The following is a 23,850-nucleotide window of genomic DNA, read 5'->3' as shown; positions in this document are numbered from 1 at the left end:
CAGGTCGGGCATTGGTGCAGGTCATACGATCTGCATCTTCCGCCTACCAACTCAGCACCGCGGGGGGGCGCTGGAACCAACCGGCAATGGCCGATGCCGCCCTTCCACCAGATACTCCCGTGCGGCGCCGGTTATTCCCTATTGCTGGGCAGCGCCACCTTGGGCAAACCATTCGCTGCGTCGCCCGTTCGGAACGAGCAAACGACGCCACCGCCTATAACGGACGGCCTTGTTCTCCGTTTGATTAGAGAGTCCGGCATCACAGAAGAGCAGGCACACGAACTCATCACCCTTCTGGGGTACGATTGGCCATCACTCATCCGCGAATCCCGGTTTCTAGTCAGAAAACTCTAGGCGGCTGGACGGCGGGCTACTTCCGCACAATCCATTCCAGAAAGTCGGGATCGACCGTTCGGAGTGCGTCGTCGTAGCCGGTCTGTTGAGGGAGTTGGTTTAGGAGGTTTGTCCAAACGGCTAGGCCATTATACCTCGGCATAGTACCGGCAGCCGTCGCAGGGTGTTAATCTCACTGCGGCCCCTGAGATTCCAACTCCTCCCACCAGGAGCCGACCTGCCGCGCCGGTGCGCCTATTGACCGCAAAAAACATGCCCGCTCAGCCGGCGCGGCTTCTCTCTCAAGCCGGCGAAACAGGGCGTCGACGCTCCGGCTTGTCGCGGTGACGAGCATCGATCCCTTGGGAGGTGTATGCGAGAGGAAACCGAGCGCCAGATTGGATCAGCCCCCGAGCGGAGCGCGTTGACACGAAGCAGAAGTGATGGAACCCTGACTAGAACTGCTGATGCCGGTCTCGGAGCTAGAGGCGAGGGCAGATGCGAAGAAAGCGGTGTGGTGATGGACGACACCGTCCAAGGCGTCCGGAAAAGGCGCGCCAGGAAAGTCATAAACACCAAGCAAGGCGCTGCCGATCCTGGACGGCAGACGATACAGACTGGTCTTTTTGAAGGGCACCAGGTCGTCTGGAACGAGGGCGATCGCATCTTCACACGCCAAGTGCTCCAGGATCAGAAAGCAGGGCCGCAGCCCGTTCTGGTCGTGCGGCTCGCGGCCGAGCTCCCCACCCGCGCTAGCCTTGACAGGCTCGCACACGAGTACGCGCTTCGCGACGAGCTCGACAGCGCATGGGCAGCGAAGCCGCTGGCTTTCAACAAAGAAGCCGGCCATAGCACGCTTGTCCTGGAGGACTGCGGCGGCGTGCCTCTTAGCCAGCTGCTAACACCGCGAAAGGAGGGAATGGCGATCGAGCTTTCGACCTTCCTGCGGCTTGCTATCGGCATCACCGCAGCGGTCGGCAAGGTCCATGAGCGCGGTCTCATTCATCGGGACATCAAGCCGGCGAACATCCTGGTGAACGAAGCAGACTGTCAGGTTCGACTCACCGGCTTCGGCCTGGCGTCGCACCTTACGCGCGAGCGCCAACCGCCCGAGCCTCCCGAGGTGATTGCCGGCACCCTGGCATACATAGCGCCCGAGCAAACGGGCCGCATGAACCGGTCCGTCGACTCGCGCAGCGACCTCTACTCGGTCGGTGTCACGTTTTACGAGATGGTGACCAATAAGCTGCCGTTTTCCGCTGCGGACCCCATGGAATGGGTGCACTGTCACATTGCTAGGCGACCTGTGCCACCGTCAGAAGCTGCGACGAAAGTGCCGCGTGCCGTCTCTGCAATCGTCATGAAACTGCTCGCCAAGAACGCCGAGGAGCGCTACCAGACCGCTCACGGGCTGGAGGCCGACCTGCGGCGCGCCCTGACCGAAACGGAGGGTCGCGGGTCGGTCGAGGAATTTCCGCTCGCTACCCAGGATCTGCCCGACAAGTTGCTTATTCCTGAGCAGCCATATGGTCGCGAGGGTGAGATCGCCAACCTGCTTGCCGCTTTCGACCGGGTTGTTGCTGCGGGCGGGCCTGAGTTGGTGTTGGTTTCCGGCCCGGCCGGGACCGGCAAGTCGACGGTCGTTAACGAACTCCATCGCGCGCTCGTGCCATCGCGCGGGTTTTTCGCATCTGGCAAGTTCGACCAGAACCAAGGCGATGTTCCCTACGCCAGCCTGGCGCAGGCGCTGCAGGGACTTTTCCGGCCACTGCTGGGCAAGAGCGATGCCGAGCTCGATCCTTGGCGCTTAGCACTCTCTGGAGCTTTGGGCTTCAACGGCGGGCTGATGGCGACGCTCGTTCCGGACCTCGAGTTGCTGATCGGGCCACAGCCGCCCGTCGCGGAGTTGGCACCACAGGACGCCAAGCGTCGTTTCCATTTGATCGTCAGACGCCTGTTGGCGGTGTTTGCCCGACCGGAGCATCCGCTGGCGCTGTTTCTCGACGACCTTCAATGGCTGGACGCTGCGACGCTCGACCTGCTCGAGGATCTGACCACGCACCCGGACTTGCGTCACCTGCTCTTGATCGGTGCATATCGCGACGACGAGGTCGCGCCTACCCACCCCCTGATCCGGCGGCTGACCGCGATTAGGCAAGCTGGTGGGCGAGTGCATCAAGTCGGACTGACTCCACTAGGGCTGAGCGACATGAGTCGGATGCTGGCTGATGCTCTCCATTGCGACAGCAACCGTGTCCTGCCGCTCGCGCGACTGGTGCACAAGAAGAGCGCCGGCAATCCCTTCTTTGCCCTTCAGTTCATCCTGGCCCTGCCGGAGGAAGGACTGCTTGGCTTCGATCGTGCCCACAGGCGCTGGGATTGGGACCTCGAAGGCATTCGGGGGAAGGGTTATGCTGACAATGTTGCGGATCTGATGCTCGGTAAGCTCAGGCGCTTGCCAGCCCCAACGCAACGTGCCCTGCACATGCTGGCCTGCCTTGGCAATCACGCGACGATCGATACGCTGACCATGATCCGGGGCGAAAGCGACGAAACGGTGCACGCGGCATTTTGGGCTGCGGCACGGGCCGGGCTGGTGTTGCGCGAGCAGGTGTCCTACCGGTTCCTGCACGATCGGGTACAGGAGGCCGCCTACGCGCTGGTTCCAGACGACGAACAGGTCGTGGCGCATCTGTCGATCGGTCGCCTGCTCCTCGCTCGCACTCCTCCGGAGGCACTTGCGGAGCGCATTTTCGAGATTGTCGGCCACCTCAATCGAGGAACGGCGCTGATCATGTCGGGCAAGGAGCGCGAGCGCCTCGCCGACCTGAACCTAGCTGCCGCCCGCCGCGCAAGGTCGTCGGCGGCATACGCTTCCGCGCTGACCTATGCAGGCTTGGGAGCCGCCTTGCTGCCAGACGATGCATGGGATCGGCGGTATGAGCTTGCCTTCGCGCTCGAGCTGCTGAGAGCCGAGTGCCTATTCCTCACCGGGTCTACGGCGGAGGCGGAGGCGCGCGTCGCGCCCTTGTCGCGCCGTGCCACGAGCCTAACTGACCTTGCCCGCGTCACTCGGCTGCGAGTGGACCTTTCCATGAGCCTTGGTCGAAGCGACCTGGCCATTTTGGTCGGGCTCGACTACCTGCATCGCGTAGGGATTCGGTGGACGGCTCATCCCACCAGAAATCGGGTGCGGCGCGAATATACGCGGCTGTTCCAACAGCTCGGAGACCGTCCGATTGAAGCGTTGCTCGACCTGCCCTCAATGGCAGATCCGGTCGCACTGGCCACTATGGATGTCCTTACCTCACTCGTAACCCCGGCTTTGTTCACTGACGAAAACCTGCGCTGCCTCGTGATCGGACGTATGGGCAACGTCAGCTTGAAATACGGCAACAGCGACACGACGCCCTATGCCTACACCGCCGTAGGCACCGTGCTGGGACCTTACTTCGGCAAGTACGAGGTCGGTTTCCGGTTCGGCCTCCTCGGGTTGGACCTGGTCGAGCAACCTGGAATGGACCGCCTGAAAGCGCGTGTCTACCTCGCTTTCGGCAACCTTGCTAAGTCCTCTCCACGGCATGTGCGGACGGGACGCGCACTCGCTGGACGCGTCTTTGACACTGCACAGCAAGTAGGCGATCTCACATACGCCGTGCTGAGCCGCAACAACCTGCTTACCTATCTTCTTGCTGGCGGTGAGCCGCTTTCCGAGGTTCAACGTGACGCGCAAGCCGGTCTGGATTTCGCGCGCCAAGCCGGCTTCGGTGTGGTTGTCGGTTTCATTGCCGGGCAACTGCAGCTCGTTCGAACGCTTCGTGGACTGACGCCGGTGTTTGGCTGCTTCAACGACACCGGATTCGATGAGGTTCAATTCGAGCGAGATATCGACGGCAGGCCAGGTAGTTGCTTGTATTGGATCCGCAAGCTGCAGGCCCGCTGGCTTGCCGGCGACTACGTCGCCGCGCTCGCAGCGGCATCGAAAGCGCGGGACCTCCTCTGGATGACGCCCGCCATTTTTGAGCGGGCGGAATACCATTTCTACGCCGGCCTTTCGCTGGCCGCGCTTTGCGACGAAGTCTCGGCCACCGAGAGCTCTCAACACCGGAAGGACCTGCGTGACCATCGCCGCCAGCTTGAGGAGTGGTCCAAGCACTGCCCGGAGAATTTTGGGAGCCGCGCAGCGCTGCTAGGAGCGGAGAGCGCGCGATTGGACAGGCGGACGCTGGAGGCTGAACGCCTCTACGAACAAGCCGCTCAGCTTGCCAGAACGAACTTGCTGCCTAACGACGAAGCGATCGCTTATGATCGCGCTTCAGCCTTTTACCGCAGACGCGGGTTCGATCACATTGCCGGGCTTTACCTGCAGAATGCTCGCCGCTCCTATCAACGCTGGGGGGCCGACGGTAAGGTTCGGCAACTCGACGAGCACTTTCCACAGTTGCGGAACGAAGAAACGGCAGCCACTGCGACAAGGACGATCGAGGCACCGTTGGAACATCTCGACCTCGCCACAGTGATCAAGGTTTCGCAGGCCGTGTCGAGTGAGATCGTCCTTGAGAGGCTTGTTGAGACAGTCCTGCGTATCGCACTCGAGCAGTCGGGGGGTGAGCGAGGCCTGCTAATCTGGTCGAAAGGAAGCGAGCCGCGTTTGATGGCGGAGGCCAGCACGAATGGCAACGTGATCGAAGTCGATTTGCGCGACGAACCCGTCGAGTCTGTCAAGCTGCCAGGCTCGGTACTCCGCTACGTCGTGCGCACCAAGGAAAGCGTGATCCTCGATGCCACCACTGGCAACGAAGCCTTCGCCGAGGATCCGTATCTTATTCAGCACCCTGGGCTGTCGATCCTATGTATGCCGTTACTCAATCAGAGCGCCTTGTCAGGTGTGCTCTACGTCGAAAATAATCTCGCCTCTCGCGTGTTCGCGCCGGCACGGATGGCAGTGCTGAAAATACTCGCTTCGCAAGCGGCAACGGCGCTCGTGAATACCGGCTTGTACCGCGATCTCGAGGAACGCGAAGGTCGGATCCGCCGACTGGTCGAGGCCAACATCATCGGGATATTCATCCGGGATATCGATGGCCGAATTGTCGAAGCGAATGAGGCTTTCCTCAGCATGGTCGGCTATGGTCGCGACGACCTTCTCGGCGGACGCCTATCCAGCGCGGAACTGACGACGGAGGAATGGCGGGATCGTGACGCCGAGGCTGAGGCCGAGCTGAAGGCGGCCGGTAGCGTTCAACCATTCGAAAAGGAGTACCGGCGCAAGGACGGCTCCCGCGTGCCGGTGTTGATTGGCGAGGCAAGCTTCGAAGGAAGCGCGAACCAGGCTGTCGCTTTCGTGCTCGATTTGTCCGAGCGCAAGCGGGGAGAGCAAAGACTTCGAGCGAGCGAGTCCCGCTTCAGAACATTTGTCGATCACGCGACCGACGCATTTTTCCTGCACGCCGACGACCTGACCGTCAAAGACGTTAACCGGCAAGCCTGCGAGGGCCTCGGCTACAGCCGCGAGGAGCTGATTGGAATGCATCCGCGCGAGTTTGATGGAGGTCTCGACCAAGAGGCACTGGCGACAGTGGTTGATCATGTGGACGCCGGACAGACGACGACTTTCGAGACCCTCCACAGGCGTAAGGATGGGACCGTGTTTCCGGTCGAAATTCGCGCCGGCAAATTCCAACTGGGAGAAGAGTGGTTTCGTCTTTCACTGGTGCGTGACATCACCGATCGTAAGCAGGCGGAGAATGCCCTACAACTCGCGCAAGCCGAGCTGGCTCATGTGAGCAGGTTGACCATGATGGGTGAGCTTGCGGCTTCAATCGCCCACGAGGTCAGACAGCCTCTCACCGGTCTCGTCGCCAGCGGCAACGCGGCTCTACGTTACTTGGACGCGGATCCGCGCGATATCATCTCCGCTCGTCGCGCCGTGGAGCGCATGGTAAGTGACGCATTCCGCGCATCCGAGGTCATCGACCGAATACGGGCAATGGCCAAGAAATCACCGGAACGTCGCGAGTGGTTAAGCATCAACGAGGTCGTTTTGGAAACGATCGCGTTGGTAACCACGGACCTACAACGGGCTGCGGTCTCGCCAAACATCAAACTATTGAGCAACTTGCCCCCCGTTCTCGGAGACCAGGTCCAGTTACAGCAGGTCATTCTAAACCTGCTCATGAACGCCAAGGATGCGATGTCGGCTGATCCGAAAGCATCACGCGAGCTCACGATAAGCACTGAGCAGCCGGCATGCGACACCGTCCTGGTGGCTGTGCGTGATAGCGGCCCGCAGATCGACTCTGCGAAGATCGAGGAAATGTTCGAGGCGTTCTACAGCACCAAGCCAAAGGGCATGGGCCTCGGCCTGACGATCAGCCGTTCGATCATCGAAGCCCACAACGGTCGGCTCTGGGCCGTGCCGAACCGCCCTCACGGCGCAGTTTTCCAGTTCACGTTGCCAGTTGAGGGGAAAGCGCAATAAGCTCCTGCGTCCGGCCTGCCGGTATGATGGTTCGAAGTTGAGGCGCGTGGATGAAGGACGTTGTCTACATCATTGATGATGACGTGTCGGTCCGGGAGGGCGTCGGTGATCTATTGCGCTCCGTTGGGCTTGAGGTGCAGACTTTCGCGTCGGGTCAGGAGTTTCTGGACACAAAGCGCGCCGACGCGCCTGGGTGCATCATCCTCGACGTCAGGCTGCCGGGGCGGAGTGGGCTTGAGATGCAGAAAATTCTCCAGAATCTGAGCATTCAGCTTCCCGTGATTTTCATAAGCGCCCACGGCGATGTTCCGATCTCTGTGCGGGCAATGAAATCCGGCGCCATTGAGTTTCTGACGAAGCCGCTGCGTGAACAGGAGTTGCTCGACGCAGTCCATGCCGGAATCGAGCGGGACCGCGCTCGGCGGGAGGAGGCCAAGCTGATCGCCGACCTCCGCACGCGTTACGATTCCCTGACGGCCCGCGAGCGAGAGATCATGCACTTGGTGGTCACCGGCAGCGTCAACAAGCAGATTGCAGGCCAAGCGAGTCTGAGTGAGGTGACGGTAAAGGTCCACCGCGGTCACGTTATGCAGAAGATGCGGGCGAAGTCTCTCGTTGATCTGGTCCGCATGGCGGACAGCCTGGGCGTCACTGCACAGCCGGCGCGGGCCAAATAGCGTTGGTCGGCGACACGAAACTAGAGGGCAGTACTATCCTGGAGTAAATAGGCCCGCTACTAGCCTGCCGGTTCACTGGCTCGCTATCGCGACCGTAGCGGCTCGTTCGGCTCCTCCCAGCACCGCATTCCTTAACACCGACAGGCGGTCGTTGGGATAGGGATGGTGCTTGATGGGCGCAAGCGCGAGTGTCATAATTTGTGCGGAGGATATAGGGGTTGAGCATCGAGATGGCCCACCCACAGTCGACCGTTGTCGTCATCGACGATGATCCGGCAGTCCGCGAGACGCTCGGCAGCCTTGTGCGATCGGTAGGCCTGCAAGCGCAGCTATTCGGCCACGTGCGCGAATTCCTCGCCGTCGCCCGCCCAGAGGGGCCTGCGTGCCTCGTGCTCGACGTCCGGCTTCCCGGACGTAGCGGCCTTGAATTCCAACGGGACCTCGCGGCGGATAACATCCATATCCCAATAATTTTCATCACCGGGCATGGTGACATTCCCATGACCGTGCGAGCGATGAGGGATGGCGCGATCGAGTTCCTCACCAAGCCATTCCGCGACCAGGACCTACTCGACGCGATCCAGTTGGGCCTGGAGCGGGACCGGGTGCGGCTGGATGACGAAAAGTCCTTGACCGAGTTGCGCGCCCGCTTCGAGAGCCTTGGTCAGCGCGAGCGCGAGGTCATGGCCTTGGTGGTGGCTGGACGGGCGAATAAACAGACTGCCTACGAATTAGGCGTCAGCGAGATTACGGTCAAAGTTCATCGTGGGCAGGTGATGAGAAAAATGAAAGCTGCCTCCCTGCCTGATTTGGCGCGAATGGCCGACAGGCTGAACATGGGGTTGGAGCGATCGCACGAAGGTGTCAGCTCCCGCAGCCCGTAGCCATTCACACGCTCAGCGGTCTCAACGGCTGGAGATACCGTTGCCGAGAGCCGCACGGAGGCAGCCGAGCAGATCGCCTTCGGCAAAGGGCTTAGGCAAGTAGCAGCGCACTCCGGCGTTCAGCGCGCGCATCCGAATCCTTTCATTGGGGTAGGCGGTGATCAGAATGGTCGGAATAGTCCTGCCGGCCCCCGCAAGACGTTCAAGCAGATCGAGCCCGCTCATGCCGGGCATGTTGACATCTGCAATCAGGCAGTCAGTACGGCCAAGATGGTCGGAGGCCAGAAAATCCTCCGCAGAGCCAAACGCCTCGGCGGAAAATCCCACCGATCTAATCAGACCCTTGGTGGTTTCCCGAACCGACTCGTCGTCATCTACGACCGCAATGACTGCCTCTCGCTTCAACCTCGGAACTCTCAATCTCGCGCCAAGCGCAACGCGCACTGCCGTGTACGCTTCTAATCTACTGAGATCCTCTGCTGATCAAAAGGAGCTAAGCATTATACGAAGGTATAGTCAGCGCGGCTGCCTGGCTCGTGTCGGCGGCGTGCCCGGTCTGCTCTCGGGGAAGCGCGACTTCGAAGCGGGCGCCGCGCGGTTCGTTTGCGCGAGCCGAAAGCTGCCCCCCATGCGCTTCCACGATGGACCGGCAAATCGACAGTCCCATGCCCATCCCGTCCGCCTTGGTCGTGAAGAAAGACTGGAAGATGCGGCTGACAGTCTCCGGGTCGAGCCCCGGGCCTGAATCGCGCACCGACACGACGACGTTCTGCGCCTCGTCGTTTCCGGAAGTGATCACCAGCTCTCGCGGCTCATGATCGTGCATCGCCTCAATCGCGTTGACAACAAGGTTGAGGAGCGCCTGTTGCAGCTGTACCCGGTCCCCCTGGATGGGTGGCAAATCGTCGGTGAGCCGGGTACGGAGCACGACTCGATTTCGCTCGATATCGCTGCGTGCCAGCGCGATTACATCGAGCACGATGTTGTTAAAGGAGAGCCGATCCATCTTGACCGGAGACTTGCGGACCAAAGCGCGGATTCGACCGATCACTTCGGCCGCGCGGTTGCCGTCCTTCAGAATGCGGGCAAGCATTTGCCGCGCCTCATCGAGGTCCGGCGGCTGCCTGTCCAACCAGCGCAGCCCGGCACCGGCGCCATTCACGATGGCGGCGAGCGGCTGGTTGATCTCGTGGGCGATCGAAGCGGCAAGCTCGCCCAACGTGCTCATTCGCGCAACATGCGCGAGTTCGGCTTGTGCGAGTTGTAGGGCATCCTCCGCCCGCTTGCGCTCGGTGATGTCGTTGTTGGTCTCCAATACGCTGGCTGGGTTGCCTTGCCGGTCGCGCTGCAGGGCCCATCTGCTCGCCACTGCCACCTCCGAGCCGTTGCGCTTGGTATAGACGAGTTCGCCGTCCCAGCGGCCGAGGGAGTGCAATTCGGCATTTATCGCGGTGAGCGGTGCGGAAAAGCGCGTCTTCAACAGGTCGTGCGTAACCCGCCCGACGGCTTCTTCCGCGCTCCATCCATACAATTCCGCGGCGCCGCGGTTCCAATAGGTAATGACGTCGTCCATGTTGCGGACGAAAATCGTGTCCTGCGTCAGGTCGAGAAGCGCGGCTTTCTCGCGCTCGCCCGCTTGTGCCGCTTGGCTCTGCAGGACGAGATATGCCGTCACTGCGATCACAGTGCTCCTGATAGACATACGCATCAGGGCATCTTGTGTCGGCCCGATCGGAGGCGAGATCAGGTAACTCAAAATAAGAAGTGCGACGCACCCGGCGGCGACGAGCACAAGGTGCCTTCCGTAGCAAAAGCGCGAGGCCAAGAGCACGACCACGATGTAAACTAGAGGGAAGGAGATATCATTTGGGTCGACCGTATCGACGATAAAGGTCCCGGCCGCCATCGCGGCGGTCGCGATGGGAAGGAGCACAGCGGAACGGTTCCATCGTGACGCCGCAGCCGCGGATGGCGCAGTTTCGAGCTTCAAGGATCCGCTCCAGGGCGCTGTTTCAAGTCATTTTACACTGCAGCGGCGTACCAAGTCTATGTGACTGCGATTGTGCGCGCAGCAGGGAAAGCTCGGTGCTGTCCGTGCAGGCCGCCGACTTTTCGACACCCAGCCTAGGCTGCCGCCAGGGCGTTTCCAGGCATGCCCAAATCAAGGCGATCACAGGTGCGGCAAGTCGCAACTGCGGCCCATCCCTGGCGGATACGCGAAGTCTGGCGCTTCGTATGGGTCCGTTGCCGCTTCCGGTTCTATCTTCCTGGACCAAGTGTACGGCACCGTTACCCGAGTAGAAGGCCCTTAGGCGACCGGTCCACGATATCCCTGCAATTGCTCCGGTTTGCAATGCCGGCAGGAGGACGAAGGCGCGCCGCGTAGGTTGCCTCATGAAGTTCGCCTTGAACCGGGTAGGTGGATCGCGCTCAATCTAGCGTGATGACGAGCCGGATGGGTGGACAGCAATCGCGCGCTTGGCAATGAAGGTCTGTCGCTCCTCCTGCAAAATATGCAGGCGAAATCCGACCTCTATCCGTCCGATAGCGGCGGGCCTGCGCTGACGGCGACGCCGCTCGCACGAAGTAGGCGGTTAGTCTCGGTATACAGAAGTATAAGTTCGGCAGTGCGCTCGAATGTTCGCGTGATGCGCTCTTTCGTTTTCCATTAGAGCAGTTGACCAACGTGACAATGGTATTGAGCCTCGGCGATACGTAGTATTTCAAGCCGAAGGACGGAGCTAGTTACATGCTGGAGCGGTTATATCTACAAACATTCTGCATGGACTGCGCCCGGAACGGAGATCATGGGCGGAATCGGCGGGCTGGAGTACATGGCCGGCTCGCAGTGTGGACTGCACTGCTGCACGCTCTCGGCATTGCCGCCGCGTTTGCTGTGGGTTCGGGTTTGCGGGGGCTGGTGCGCGCGGCGGGCGCTGCTTGCGTCGCGCTTGGTGCCGGCCTCGCCCTTCGCATGATCTAGAGCCGGGCGCCATGACGCCGGGCGAAGTGTGGACGTCAACGATTGGGCCCAAGCAGGGCATGCAGCGTCTCGGGGCTGCCGGAAGGATGGGAAGATGAGCTACGCAAAAGATCCGCGGCGCGTGCAGCTAGTCAATCTGCGCCAATGGAAGGCCGCACAAGAGGTCAAGGCAGCACAAGAGCGCAAGGCCGCACAATGGCCAGCGTTCATCCCCCGCTCGCTGAGGGGGCTTGGGCTACTTTGTGTCCGCCGTGCTGCCAGGCCGAACCCAATATTCGGCATGCTTTCTGCATCGTACAGTTGCGTGATGCTCATATTGACTAAATTGTCGATTTGACGTAAAAGTCCAATTTGAAACGGAAGCCGGATTAGATGGCTCGAACTGATGGAGATCACGATGGCAGCCCTCAGCTGTCGGCGACCTGGAGATAGCATGTGCAGCCCTATCACCTCTCGAGGTGCGAGTTTCGGGCTTATTGCGTTGCTGGTGGTTCCGGCGAAGCCGGCACCTTCCCGGTCGGCAACTGTCGGCAACGTGGTCGGGCCGAACTCCGGCACGCTGGCGACGATCGTCAGCCAGGACCCGATGTATGTCAGCTTTCCTGTCCCCATGCGGACGGCAAAGGGCCGCGAGGTCACGCTCGGTGAGAAGGAAAGCATTCGATGAACTTTCAGTCCCAGAAGGATTTGCGAACGGTAGAACGGCGTCTCCCTTTCGAATGCATTGCGTTGGTGTTGCAAGGCGGCGGGGCACTTGGAGCCTACCAGGCCGGCGTCTACGAAGCCCTTGCGGAGACCAACATTCATCCAGATTGGGTTGCCGGTGTGTCCATTGGTGCCATCAACTCCGCGATCATCGCTGGAAACGAGCCAGCCGAACGGGTTGCGAAGCTGCGGACCTTCTGGCGGGAGATCACTGCCAATCCGCTTCTCGACTGGACTGCCGCCGCAGACGCTCTCGCACCGAAGGGCAATCTGCCGCGCACACTCTTCAATCAATTCAGTGCAGCCTCCGCGCTCGTCGCCGGTGCCCCAGGCTTCTTCAGCCTCCGACAGCCCGTTCCCTGGCTGTATCCGAATGGCTCAATTGAAAGCACAAGCTTTTACGAAACCAACCGCCTCAAGAGTACTCTGGAGCGGCTTGTGGACTTCGACCGGATCAACGCCGGCGGCATGCGTTTCAGTGTCGGCGCCGTGAACGTGCGGACAGGAAATCTCGTCTACTTCGATAATGAGACGCATACGATCCGGCCCGAGCACGTGATGGCCAGCGGCTCGCTTCCGCCCGGTTTCCCTGCGGTCGAGATCGAGGGTGAGTTCTACTGGGACGGCGGCCTCGTTTCCAACACGCCGTTGCAGTGGGTCGTCGAGCACGGGACGCGGCAGGACACGATTGCCTTCCAGGTCGACCTCTGGAGCGAGCGCGGCGAGCTTCCCCGAAATCTGGCCGACGTCGCGGCGCGGCAAAAGGAAATCCAGTATTCGAGCCGAACGCGCGCCCATACTGAGCAGTTCAAGCAGTACCAGCGCGCCCGGCACACGCTCGCGAACCTTCTGGCAAAACTGCCCGTGGACCTTTTGGGTAGCGAGGAGGCGAGAATGCTGAGCTCAATTGCGGACCACAAGGTCTACAAGCTGGTCCATCTGATCTACTGCTCTAAGCAGTATGAAACCCACTCGAAGGATTACGAGTTCTCGCGGCTGTCCATGGAGGAGCATTGGCGGGCAGGTTACTTCGATGCCGTGCGCACGTTACGGCATCCTGAGGCACTAGCGCGGCCGGACAATCTGGACGGGGTTAGCACGTATGACCTTGCCGTCGACGGGCGAGAATAGAGGTCAGCCACCGCAAAAGGCACGACTGACGCCCCCCTCGCGGCCGCCTGAACGCAATTGAGCCGCTCAATCCAAAGGAACTTCATCCATGCACCAAGACTCAGTCCGGGCGAGCGCTTTCGCCATGCCCCTGACCAGCCCGGCCTATCCGGCCGGCCCATATCGCTTCCGAAACCGCGAATATCTGATCATCACCTATCGGACCGATCCGCAAAAGCTGCGCGACCTCGTGCCGGAGCCGCTTCTGGTGTCCGAACCTCTCGTCAAATTCGAGTTCATTCGCATGCCGGACTCGACCGGCTTCGGTGATTACACGGAAAGCGGACAGGTTATTCCTGTCTCCTTCCGTGGCCGCAAGGGCAGCTACACCCACTGCATGTTTCTCAACGACCACCCGCCGATTGCCGGCGGACGCGAGCTTTGGGGCTTTCCGAAGAAGCTTGCGAGTCCGACTTTTCGGACCGAGACCGACACTTTGGTGGGCACGCTCGATTATGGACCGGTCCGCGTCGCGACGGGCACCATGGGCTACAAGCACCGAGCCGCGGACCTCGCGAGCGTGAAGGCGTCGCTTGCCGAACCGAACTTCCTCCTCAAAATCATCCCGCATGTCGACGGCACGCCGCGCATCTGCGAACTCGTGGAATACCAATTGGAGGAAATCAATCTGCAGGGCGCCTGGACCGGCCCGGCAGCCCTGAACCTCTGGTCACACGCGCTGGCCCCAGTCGCCGAGCTGCCGGTGCTGGAAGTCGTTTCGGCGGTTCACATCGTCGCCGATCTCACGCTCGCGCTCGGGAAGGTCGTCCACGACTACCTCGCGGAAGCCGAGCCTCGCTATCGGAAAGGAAGAATCCATGAACTTGCAGAATGAGATCTTATCGAAGCACGCCGACGGAGCCGCAGGCCGGCTCCTCAACAAGGTGGCAGTGATCACCGGAGCCGCGAGCGGCATCGGCAAGGAGATTGCGCTCAGCTTCGCCCGCGAGGGAGCAAAGGTGGTCATCGCGGATCTTGATCAGCACGCGGCCCGAAAGGCGGCATCCGAGATCGATCCGAGAGGCGAATGTGCGCTCGGCGTCGGCATGGATGTCAGCAACGAAGAGCAGGTGGAAAGTGGAATGGCGCAGGCGATCGAAACCTTCGGGCGTCTCGATATCCTGGTCAGCAACGCCGGCATCCAGATCGTAGCGCCGCTTGTCGACTTCGATTTTGACAAATGGAAAAAGATGCTTTCCATCCACCTGGACGGCGCCTTCCTGACGACCCGCGCCGCCTTGCGGCAGATGTACCGTCAGAACAGCGGCAGCATCATCTACATGGGATCCGTGCACTCCAAGGAGGCTTCACCGCTCAAGGCGCCCTACGTCACCGCCAAGCACGGCCTGATCGGCCTGGCGAAGGTCGTGGCCAAGGAAGGTGCCGCCCACGGAGTTCGCGCCAACGTGATCTGCCCCGGCTTTGTGCGCACGCCGCTGGTCGACAAACAGATTCCAGAGCAGGCGCGCGAGCTTGGGATCTCCGAGGCGGACGTGATCAAGGCCGTGATGTTGAAGGAGACGGTCGACGGCGAGTTCACGACCGTCCAGGACGTTGCGGAAGCAGCGCTGTTCCTGGCAGCCTTCCCATCGAACGCGCTGACCGGCCAGTCGATGGTGGTCAGCCATGGATGGTTCATGCAGTAGCGGGTTCGGAGACGCGCGTCTTATCGCGCGCGATCTCCTCTTCATCCGCGATCAACCGCGTCAATTGCAGTACTTTTTTGCATTGCATAATTGCACAATTCTCATATTGACTATGTAGTCGGTTTGACGTACAAGTTCAAAATGAGATTGAGCCTCGGCCGCTAGGCCGGAGTTCCTCTTCAATCATCAGTTCCCTGCAACCTCGATCCTTTCGAGCGGAGGCTTTCATGCGCCTATCGTACGGCAAATTCTTTTGTGTCTGTCTCGCCGGGCTTTGTCTTGCCGGTTGTTCCGAAGAGGAGAAGACAGCAGCAGCAGCGCCGCGGCAGGCGCGTATCATGGTGGTGACGCCTCACAAGCTAGCCACGGTGGCGGAGGGCGCCGGTCGCGTCCAGTCGCGTTATGTCAGCGAGGTCGGCTTCGAAGTCGGCGGCCGAGTAATCTCGCGCGATGTCGACGTGGGCGCAACCGTCAAGAAGGGCCAGAAGCTCGCGGAGCTCAGCGCCGTCGACTACCGCAACAAGGTGACCGCCGCAGAGGCCGATCTCTCGGCGGCCAAGGCCACGCTCGTCCAGGTCGTGGCCCAGGAGGAACGCTTCCGTATTCTGCTCGGCAAGGGCTTTACCACACGTTCTCAGTACGATGAGGTGCTGAGGTCGTTGCAGAGCGCACAAGCTGCCGTCCAGGCGGCCGGAGCCAATCTCCGTATCGTTGAAAACCAACTCGGGTACACGCAGCTGCTTGCGCCCGACGACGGCATCGTGACGGCGACTGGCGCGGACCCAGGTCAGGTCGTGGCCGCGGGCCAGATGGTCGTCCAGATGTCCCGCAATGACGCGCGCGAGGCGGTCTTCGCTGTCGCCGGCGAAGACATCGCCGGGGCAAAGCTCGGCATGGCGGTGAACGTTTCGATCCAGGGCCGGCCGGACATCGCTGTCACCGGCGCGATCCGCGAGATTTCCCCCGAGGCCGACAGCACGACCGGCACCTATCAGGTGAAGGTGGCGCTGGCTTCGCCGCCGCCAGAGATGCGGCTGGGCGCAGTCGTCGTAGGTCGCGTCGAAAGCGAAGGAGGCCAGGAGGTCACCACGCTACCCCCGACCGCGCTGCTGCAGTCCGGAGACGAGCCGCAGGTCTGGGTGATTGGCGGCGACGGCAAGGTGCAGCGCCGGAACGTCCAGCTGCTTCAATTCGATACAGACTCCGTCGTCGTCAGCCACGGGCTGACGGCAGGAGAGAAGGTCGTGACCGCCGGCGTCAATTCGCTGGCAGACGGTGAGTTGGTGAACGCTGAGACGGAGGTCGAGTGATGACGCGCTTCAATCTTTCGGAATGGGCCGTCCACAACCGGGCCATCGTCGTATTCCTCATGCTCGTCTGCGTCATCGGGGGCATCAGCGCTTACGAGAGGCTCGGCCGGCAGGAGGATCCGGATTTCACCGTGCAAACCATGGTGGTCCAGGCGGTTTGGCCCGGGGCCACCGCGGCCGATATGCTCACACAGGTGACCGACAGGCTCGAGAAGAAGCTCGAGGAGACTCCCAAGCTCGATTATATCAAGAGCTACACCAAACCCGGCCAGGCGACTATTTTCGTTTACCTCAAGGAGTCGACGCCCAAGCGCGAGCTCGACGACATCTGGTACCAGGTCCGCAAGAAAGTCAGTGACGTCCAGGCGACGCTTCCCCCTGGCGTGGTCGGCCCCTTCTTCAACGACGAGTTTGGCGACGTTTTCGGCATCATCTACGGGATCACCTACGACGGCTTCACGCCGCGCCAGGCGCGCGACTTCGCCGAGACGGCGCGGACCGAGTTCCTGCGTTCGTCCGATGTCGGCAAGGTCGAGATTTTTGGCGACCAGGACGAGAAGGTCTATCTCAGCTTCTCACCCCAGAAGCTCGCCAATCTTAAGCTCAGCCTCGACGAAGTGCTGACGGCGATCGCGCGGCAGAACGCGGTTGTGCCCTCCGGCGTCATCAACACGCCGCACGAGAACATGCTTGTTGACGTTACCGGCTCCCTTCTAAAGCCCGAGAACGTTGCCGGCCTCAATCTCTGGATCGATGGGCGCTTCTACAAACTGACTGACATCGCCAAGATTCAGCGCGGCTACAGCGACCCGCCCACGAAGATGTTCCGCGTCAACGGCAAGCCGGCCATCGGCATCGGCGTGAACATGCGCGAAGGCGGCAACAACCTGGATTTTGGCGAAGGTCTGCACGAGGCGGCCGAGCGCCTGATGCAGGGCTTCCCCGTCGGCATTAAGCTCAACCTGGTTTCGGACCAACCCGAGGTTGTGCGCGAAGCCATCGGTGAATTCACCAAGGCGCTGTTCGAGGCGATCGTCATCGTGCTCGCTGTCAGCTTTCTCAGCCTGGGCTTCAGGGCCGGGCTCGTGGTTGCCCTCTCGATCCCCTTGGTTCTCGCCATCGTGTTCATCTTTATGGAGGCGATGGGCATCAGCCTTCAGCGTATTTCGCTCGGCGCGCTCATCATCGCGCTCGGTCTTCTCGTCGATGACGCGATGATAACTATCGAAATGATGATCTCCAAGATCGAGGAGGGCATGGAAAAGCTGAAGGCAGCCACGTTCGCCTACACGTCCACGGCTTTTCCCATGCTGACAGGAACGCTGGTCACGATCCTGGGCTTCCTGCCGATCGGCTTCGCTGACAACAATACCGGGCAGTATACTTTTTCGCTGTTCGCAGTCGTCGCAGCGGCGCTCGTTGCTTCGTGGTTCGTAGCGGTTCTCTTTACGCCGGTGATCGGGCTTTCCTTGCTGCCCTCCCAAATGAAAGCGCACGGCGCTCATGGGCCTCGCCGCTTCATGCGCGCTTTCATTGGCTTGCTCGGCTTCAGTATGCGGCACCGCTGGCTTACCATCGCCGCCTCGCTTGCCGCCTTCGGTGCCGCCCTCTACGGCATGGGTTTCGTGCAGCAGCAGTTCTTCCCGGCGTCGAACCGGCCCGAGCTTGTCGTATCGATGACGCTGCCGAAGAATGCCTCGATCGCGGCGACCGAGACTGAGACTAAGCGGCTCGAAGAGGCGCTCGCGAACGACCCCGACATCGCCGGCTTCTCCTCCTATGTGGGCGGCGGCGCCATCCGCTTCTACCTGCCGCTCGACGTTCAGCTCGACAACGACTTCATGGCGGAGACCGTGGTCGTCGCGAAGGACCTCGAGGCGCGGGACCGCGTTCTGGCGAGGCTCGAGACGCTATTTGCAGATAGCTTCCCGGACGTGAAGGCCCGCATCTCGCGCCTGGAGCTCGGCCCGCCCGTCGGCTGGCCGGTGCAATACCAGGTGAGCGCGCCGACAGTCAACGAGGCGAGGGAGCACGCGGAGGAACTCGCAAAGGTGCTGCGGTCATCCGGACTCGTGCGCAATGTCAACTACGACTGGGCCGAGAAGAGCAAGGAGCTGCGCATAGTCGTCGATCAGGATCGCGTGCGACAGGCCGGCCTAAGCTCCGAACAACTCGCTCAGGCGCTCGACCGCGTGCTCACTGGCTCGACGGTCACTCAGCTTCGCGACTCGATCTATCTGGTCGATGTCGTTGCCCGGGCCGAGAACAGCGAGCGCTCAAGCGTTGAGGCCTTGCGCAACCTTCAGATCCCCACCGCGACGGGTGCCTCGGTGCCCCTGCGCGAGCTTGCCGAGTTCCAGTACGATCTCGACGAGGGCTATGTCTGGCGTCGCGACCGCCTGCCCACCATCACAGTTCAGGCGGAACCGCTGCCGGGGCAGCAGCCCGCCTCCGTTCACGAGCGACTCGCGGGCGCGATCGAAGAGTACACCAAGTCGCTGCCGGCGGGCACCTTGCTGGAAACCGGCGGCACGGTCGAGAAGAGCGGCCAGAGCAACGCCGCCCTGCTGGCCCAGTTTCCGCTGATGATCACGCTAATGCTTACCGTACTCATCGTGCAGTTAGGCAGCTTCCGCCGGATGGCGATGGTGATCAGCGTGGCGCCGCTGGGCCTCATCGGGGTCGCCATCGCGCTGCTGACCACAAGCACGCCGATGGGCTTCATCGCCATCCTCGGGATCATCGCACTTGCAGGGATGATCATCCGCAACTCCGTGATCCTCGTCGATCAAATCGAGCATGAGCGGGGCCGCGGCATCGATCCCTGGAAGGCGGTGATCGATGCGACCACGCACAGGTTCCGGCCGATCATGCTGACCGCGGCTGCGGCTATCCTTGGCATGATCCCCATCATGCACGACGTGTTCTGGGGACCGATGGCCTACGCCATTGTCGGCGGGCTTGCCGTCGCAACGGTGCTGACGCTCGTCTTCCTCCCGGCCCTCTACGTCGCCGTCAACGGCATTCGGGAGAAGGATGAAACGAACGCAGCGCCTGAACCTGAGATGCTGCCGGCCCCCGCCTTGGCGCCGCAGCACTGACGGGGATACAGCCATGTCTGAGACGCCATCCCTCTTTGATCGCTTTGTTTCGCCGGATGCCACGATGTACGCCGGACCCGGTGAGACCACACGCGACTACGCTGACAAGATGTTGCTCGCCGCGCTTCAGGAAGCACAAACTGTGACGCGCTCCTACGACAACAAGGCGCAAATCGTTGGCGTGGGTTACATCCTCGCCCTAAACCTTGTGCTGCGCTTCGGCGATCTTTTGCCGACGCATGCGCCGATCGGGCCGCTGTTCTATGCGGTCGTTTGGGGAATCGTCATCATGCCAATCCTTCAGTTCGGCCAAGTGCTCTATCCGAGTCGGACACGCGCGGAGAGGGAATTCAATGGCAAGACGTCTCATGGTTCCAAGGTCCCACCGGTGTATTATGTCGGTCCGGACTCCTTCGCCAATGTACGTGACCTGGTCCACCAGGCCCTAAAGTCAGATTGGACCTCGGTCCTTGCCGCCGAATTGCTGAAGACCTCTCGCGTCAGGACCATCAAGCAGGCGCGCTTTCAACGCGGCCTTATGATGACCGTCGTGTCTTTCATCCTGCTGGGAGGCGAGCAGTTCTTGCGCAGCGTTGCCGTCGTCCAGTGAGAAAAAGTGTAGCGGGACGAGGTCGAAGAGAATTGTCGGAGTCCACTTCGAGCTTTGCACGCGGAAAGTCCCGCTCCTAAGGCAAGGGGACATCTGATCCGCGGCATCCACAAGAAGGGCCACGAACGGCATGGCCTATCTCAGCCGCTACACCCATCGCGTGGCGATCTCGAACAGCCGCCTGATCAGCGCCAATGCCGAGACTGTCACCTTCCGCTGGAAGGATTACCGGATCAGGAATGATGACCGTCACAAGGTCATGCGGCTGGCCACCGACGAGTTCATCCGCCGCTTCCTGATCCACGTGCTGCCCGACGGGTTCCACCGCATCCGCCATTACGGCCTGCTGGCCGCAGCAGGCCGCAAGGCCAATGTCGCAAAAATCAGGAAACTGCTCGGTGAGAAAGCCCCCTCGCAGGATGAAACGCCAAGCGGGATAACGTCGGTTTGCGCCAGCCTTTGCCGAACACGGCAAAATCGCCGAGACACAACGGCAGATGGCCTCAAGACCCAACCTTCATCACATCATCGGTAGCTTTTGGGCCACCCCGATTGCTGCTGTCGTGCCCGCCGCTCACCGCCAGCCCCGCGCTTTCCCCATAGGCTCCACCCAGCACCCCGCGGCTTCCTCCTTGGGAGGTTTTTCAACGCGGGCCGATGTCGATCCAGCCCGCACCGTCACGCCGCGGCCCGCATCGAAAAACCTTCACCACAGCTGCCGTTCGGCAAAGTTGGTCCGACGGCAGCCCATGGGCGCTTAGCGGAAGTTTCGGGGGCCGATCTGAAAGCGTCGTTTAGTTAGCCGCAATGTCACCCGGATCAACGCGCCCGCCAGTAATCTCATGAGCGCAGAGGGAAAAAATCCGGTCACGGAAAAATGGCAGGCAACGCTGCCCGCCATCTCCTTCACCAAACCGGCAGCGTTTACTGGTGGCCAACCATCGTGCAGAAGGCGCCATGCCCCTGGTCATCACTGGCTATGCCGCCGCATTCCTGCTTTATCGTGGCGCGATCCTCGTCTTTCAACCCCTCCCAAGCGGCCTTGAAGTCGGCTTCCGATTTTAAGGTCTTCATGTCGGCAGCGGTGTAGAAGGGCGCCATTTTCGTCGGCTCGTCGAGGGCGCCGCCGTGCTCGGCAAGTGCGGCGCCGGTCATCATCGAAAGCGCCATCGCGCCCGTGCAAAGCATCTTGATGTTCATGGTCATTTCCTCTCTTGGTTGCTTTGATTTCGTGCTCGTGCGGGATCGGCACGGGTCGGGCCTATCCCAGGTCAACCATAGGAGAGCACTTGGCTCCGCGATATTGTCCTTTAGGGAACTTGCAGTGGAGTCTCGTCGCCCAATTACCGGCAGCCGGAAGCGCCACCGTCACGCCCTCGATCGAGGTCCATCCCGAGCACCTGCCCAAGCGCCTGATGATCCACAAACCGATAAAGGTCGACGGGAGAACCGTCTGGCGCACTGAGCGGTTTCGCGGATGAGGCCCGTCCCAATCGGTCTCTGGTGATCGCGTTGCACCCTGCGCTGAAGAATACTGACGCGTTTCACGCTGGCGCTGAGTCTTGACGAGGCGTAATTCGCCAGCGGACACCATGGTTCTCGGAAGATCGCTGGCATTCATAGCCTCGCCGGAACCCGGAGCCGATTAGTTTGCCGGTGGCGAAAGGCTTTCCAATTGTTGCAGGCGTTTCATCGCCTCCATCGCCGCCAGCGAGTTGTAGTTGATACCCGCCGCGTTCAAGCTGCTCCCCTCCTGGAAGGGAAACTGCGGCAGCATCATGAGGAAGGTTTTGAGCTTCTGCTGAACGGGCACGAAGAGCCAGATGTTATCGGCATACCAGCGCAGATAGAGGCCTGATTCCCGCGGTGCCTTCTCGTAGGGGTCGGCCCGGAGATTGACGATCTCAGGCCAGCCTGGCACATCGCGAGTGCCGGTGGCAATGTTGCCATTCACGACGGCAAACGAAACCTTCCAGTCGTTCCAGCGCACAGCGTAGGCGTCAGTGAAGAGAGCGCCTTCCTTGGCTATGCGGTCGATGCTCGGCGTTTTGTAGCCCATCAGGCCGAGGTTATAGGCACTGATATTTTCAATGCCGATGTCATCGCCCCAGATGACGAGGATGTTGGGCTTTTCGAAGTCTGAGCCAGAGCTTTTGGCACGGCCGGCAGCATTGATGCTACCAGCAACGAACAGCCGCTGAGCAATAGGTCGCGCCGTTTCATCCGTCTGCCCGTTTGCTGCACTCCGTGCCGGCGATCACTACCATGATTACCACTGATGACGAGCTTCCCATCTCTTGTTCACGCCTGCCATGCCAAGCGGTACTGTCAAAGCTGGCATCAAAAAAGTGTTGGCGGTATTGCCCTTTGGGGCAGAATATTCTGAACAGAACCGCTCTGCGACTTCTTCAACCAGCCAGCCTGGTACTTTTTCATCCAGGGGTAAGTTAGCAATAGGGTCCGCTCGCAGTGCGTGCGCGAGGCCCTTCGCGAAAATCTCATGCCTCAATGGGCGCGCGCTCAGCCTAGGGCCCGCGTCCTCTGCGGCCCCCAGCGTTGCGCGACCAGTCGTTCCTCAATCAGTCGCCGTCAAGGTGACGGTGGTGACACCACCCGCTATGTTGATACCTTGCTGACCCTCGACGGAGATCGGCTGCAAGGAGAGCGAGCGGTCGCTGCCGCCGACGAGAATATTGGCGCCAGCGCCGGCGCCGAACGAGGCGTTGGCGCCCACACCGGCATAGGTGCCCGCCAGGGCGCCGGCCGGAAGGCCGCTTGTCGCCGCCGCCACGCCCCAGATCAAATGCCCATCCGCAACCTCGCCGAGCGCCACGCCGAACTGATCAATTGAACCAGCATAGCTTTCGACCTTGCCGCTCTGGTCTTTGAAAACGCAGGCAAGTTTTTGCTTTTCGACCACGAACATGCCGATGCCGCGTGACACGTCGCACGACAGTGTGCCGACCTGCGTCGAGTTCTGGGCAGTCGCACCGAGTGGGATCAGTACTACGATGAGCGCAAAACAAGCGCTGCGGAAGTAGGCCATTGTCATATCTCCCTTTGAATTGATGTCGCTTCTCGCGATGGCCGCTCCCTGGGAGCGAGCCACCAAATGTTGGAAGTGCCATTTCCTCCTAGTAGCACGGCGGATAGGGGTAGTATCCGCATTGGTCCCCATAGCCGTAGCGGTATGGAGCGGTCGCGGCGGCTCCAATGGCAGCGCCGGCCACCACCCCTGCTGCAACGCCGGCGCCGCCATACCAGGCCCCGTGGTAAACCGGAGCGTGCCAATAGCCGCCGCCATGCCACCCGCCGCCATAGCCGCCACCATGCCATCCGCCGACATGGGCGAAGCTGGCATCACCGACATGCGCGAAGCTGCCGTGGAAGCCACCGCCGTGGAAGCCGCCAAAGTTGTCGATGAAAACCGCCGCCGGCCCAGCGGCGCCATCCAGATTTCCTTCCAGGACGGCGACGTCGAACGTCAGCGTTGTTCCTTCCAGCTTCGGAGTTTTCAGGGTCACGACAACATCGCTTACATCCGATCCTTCGCCGCCGAGCACCGAGACGGTCGCATTCGGGGGGTCGATGGCAAAGTTGTCCTTGCCTTCATCCCACTGCATGATGAATTGCTCGGTGGTGACATGCCCTGCGGCCCGGACCGGCCGGTCGGCGAATACAATCGCATTCTTGGCTACGCCTGTCAGGACCAATTTGCCGCCCTCCAGCTTGGCGCCCTCCGAGTTGACGACGGCGAGCGATGGCACCGGGCCGGTCGCCTTGACCTCGCCGATAGTCTTTTCGAGCGGCACATGCGGCTTCTTGGCGGCGTCCTGGGCCATTGCCCCGGTGGCTGCCACGGCCAAACCTCCAGCAAAAGCCATCAGGCTCGTGATGCGAATCCTATTCATTGCAGTTGTCCTTCGCGTTTGAGTTTGCCGGTACTGTAC

The 23,850-nt window shown here is 61.1% G+C and carries 17 protein-coding genes and 1 pseudogene; 12 read left to right on the top strand and 6 right to left on the bottom strand.

Translation table 11 applies throughout. The annotated features are described in order from the left end of the window. Nucleotides 1–853 precede the first annotated feature (853 nt). From BQ8794_RS03365 to BQ8794_RS03355, 3 genes are all read left to right on the top strand, one after another. Complete coding sequence (locus BQ8794_RS03365) at nucleotides 854–6,814, top strand: AAA family ATPase (protein WP_077373075.1); 5,961 nt, start codon at nucleotides 854–856, stop codon at nucleotides 6,812–6,814. A 50-nt stretch (nucleotides 6,815–6,864) separates the two neighbouring features. Next, nucleotides 6,865–7,491: a response regulator transcription factor gene (locus tag BQ8794_RS03360; protein WP_077373072.1), complete on the top strand. Its 627-nt coding sequence runs from the start codon at nucleotides 6,865–6,867 to the stop codon at nucleotides 7,489–7,491. Between the two features lie 230 nt (nucleotides 7,492–7,721). Further along, the gene (locus tag BQ8794_RS03355; protein ID WP_077373353.1) at nucleotides 7,722–8,375 is read left to right on the top strand and encodes a response regulator transcription factor; all 654 of its coding nucleotides are present in this window, start codon (nucleotides 7,722–7,724) and stop codon (nucleotides 8,373–8,375) included. Between the two features lie 21 nt (nucleotides 8,376–8,396). Here BQ8794_RS03355 and BQ8794_RS03350 read toward each other — a convergent pair whose 3' ends face one another. Beyond that, entirely contained in the window at nucleotides 8,397–8,780 is a 384-nt protein-coding gene (locus BQ8794_RS03350) for a response regulator transcription factor (protein WP_077373069.1), read from the bottom strand. A gap of 88 nt (nucleotides 8,781–8,868) precedes the next feature. Beyond that, nucleotides 8,869–10,365 carry a PAS domain-containing sensor histidine kinase gene (locus BQ8794_RS03345; protein WP_143744451.1) on the bottom strand — a complete coding sequence of 499 codons (1,497 nt, stop codon included), beginning with the start codon at nucleotides 10,363–10,365 and terminating at the stop codon, nucleotides 8,869–8,871. Between the two features lie 1,087 nt (nucleotides 10,366–11,452). On the opposite strand from BQ8794_RS03345, the gene BQ8794_RS34395 reads away from it, so the two are divergent. The 9 genes and pseudogenes from BQ8794_RS34395 to BQ8794_RS37250 all read left to right on the top strand — a co-directional run. Then, nucleotides 11,453–11,695, top strand: a complete 243-nt coding sequence (locus BQ8794_RS34395) for a hypothetical protein (RefSeq protein ID WP_143744450.1) — start codon at nucleotides 11,453–11,455, stop codon at nucleotides 11,693–11,695. A 96-nt stretch (nucleotides 11,696–11,791) separates the two neighbouring features. Beyond that, nucleotides 11,792–12,025, top strand: a complete 234-nt coding sequence (locus BQ8794_RS03335) for a hypothetical protein (protein ID WP_143744449.1) — start codon at nucleotides 11,792–11,794, stop codon at nucleotides 12,023–12,025. Then, nucleotides 12,022–13,194, top strand: a complete 1,173-nt coding sequence (locus BQ8794_RS03330; RefSeq protein ID WP_077373057.1) for a patatin-like phospholipase family protein — start codon at nucleotides 12,022–12,024, stop codon at nucleotides 13,192–13,194. Before BQ8794_RS03335 ends, BQ8794_RS03330 begins: the two co-directional genes overlap by 4 nt. 88 nt (nucleotides 13,195–13,282) lie before the next feature. After that, nucleotides 13,283–14,068 (top strand): acetoacetate decarboxylase, encoded by a 786-nt coding sequence (locus tag BQ8794_RS03325; protein WP_077373054.1) that lies wholly within the window; start codon nucleotides 13,283–13,285, stop codon nucleotides 14,066–14,068. Beyond that, nucleotides 14,052–14,879, top strand: coding sequence for a 3-hydroxybutyrate dehydrogenase (locus tag BQ8794_RS03320; RefSeq protein WP_077373051.1), 828 nt, complete (start codon nucleotides 14,052–14,054; stop codon nucleotides 14,877–14,879). Before BQ8794_RS03325 ends, BQ8794_RS03320 begins: the two co-directional genes overlap by 17 nt. Nucleotides 14,880–15,106: 227 nt before the next feature. Beyond that, on the top strand, nucleotides 15,107–16,189 hold the full coding sequence (locus tag BQ8794_RS03315) for an efflux RND transporter periplasmic adaptor subunit (protein WP_077373048.1): 1,083 nt from the start codon (nucleotides 15,107–15,109) through the stop codon (nucleotides 16,187–16,189). Continuing rightward, nucleotides 16,189–19,290 (top strand): efflux RND transporter permease subunit, encoded by a 3,102-nt coding sequence (locus tag BQ8794_RS03310; RefSeq protein ID WP_077373045.1) that lies wholly within the window; start codon nucleotides 16,189–16,191, stop codon nucleotides 19,288–19,290. Before BQ8794_RS03315 ends, BQ8794_RS03310 begins: the two co-directional genes overlap by 1 nt. Before the next feature lie 13 nt (nucleotides 19,291–19,303). Then, nucleotides 19,304–19,900 carry a Pycsar system effector family protein gene (locus BQ8794_RS03305; protein WP_244554837.1) on the top strand — a complete coding sequence of 199 codons (597 nt, stop codon included), beginning with the start codon at nucleotides 19,304–19,306 and terminating at the stop codon, nucleotides 19,898–19,900. A gap of 121 nt (nucleotides 19,901–20,021) precedes the next feature. After that, nucleotides 20,022–20,435, top strand: a pseudogene (locus BQ8794_RS37250) (transposase); the annotation flags it as partial. 389 nt (nucleotides 20,436–20,824) lie between these two features. Here the strand turns inward: BQ8794_RS37250 and BQ8794_RS03295 are convergent. From BQ8794_RS03295 to BQ8794_RS03280, 4 genes are all read right to left on the bottom strand, one after another. After that, nucleotides 20,825–21,100 carry a hypothetical protein gene (locus BQ8794_RS03295; RefSeq protein ID WP_077373350.1) on the bottom strand — a complete coding sequence of 92 codons (276 nt, stop codon included), beginning with the start codon at nucleotides 21,098–21,100 and terminating at the stop codon, nucleotides 20,825–20,827. A gap of 445 nt (nucleotides 21,101–21,545) precedes the next feature. Continuing rightward, on the bottom strand, nucleotides 21,546–21,959 hold the full coding sequence (locus BQ8794_RS03290; RefSeq protein ID WP_210189806.1) for a hypothetical protein: 414 nt from the start codon (nucleotides 21,957–21,959) through the stop codon (nucleotides 21,546–21,548). 516 nt (nucleotides 21,960–22,475) lie between these two features. Next, nucleotides 22,476–22,946, bottom strand: coding sequence for a DUF992 domain-containing protein (locus BQ8794_RS03285; RefSeq protein WP_077373039.1), 471 nt, complete (start codon nucleotides 22,944–22,946; stop codon nucleotides 22,476–22,478). An 88-nt stretch (nucleotides 22,947–23,034) separates the two neighbouring features. Continuing rightward, nucleotides 23,035–23,811, bottom strand: coding sequence for a hypothetical protein (locus BQ8794_RS03280; protein ID WP_077373037.1), 777 nt, complete (start codon nucleotides 23,809–23,811; stop codon nucleotides 23,035–23,037). Nucleotides 23,812–23,850: the final 39 nt, after the last annotated feature.

Source organism: Mesorhizobium prunaredense, from assembly GCF_900156895.1.
GTDB lineage: Bacteria > Pseudomonadota > Alphaproteobacteria > Rhizobiales > Rhizobiaceae > Mesorhizobium > Mesorhizobium prunaredense.
The sequence above is the reverse complement of the archived record's forward strand: the minus strand, read 5'-3'. Positions and strand labels throughout refer to the sequence as shown.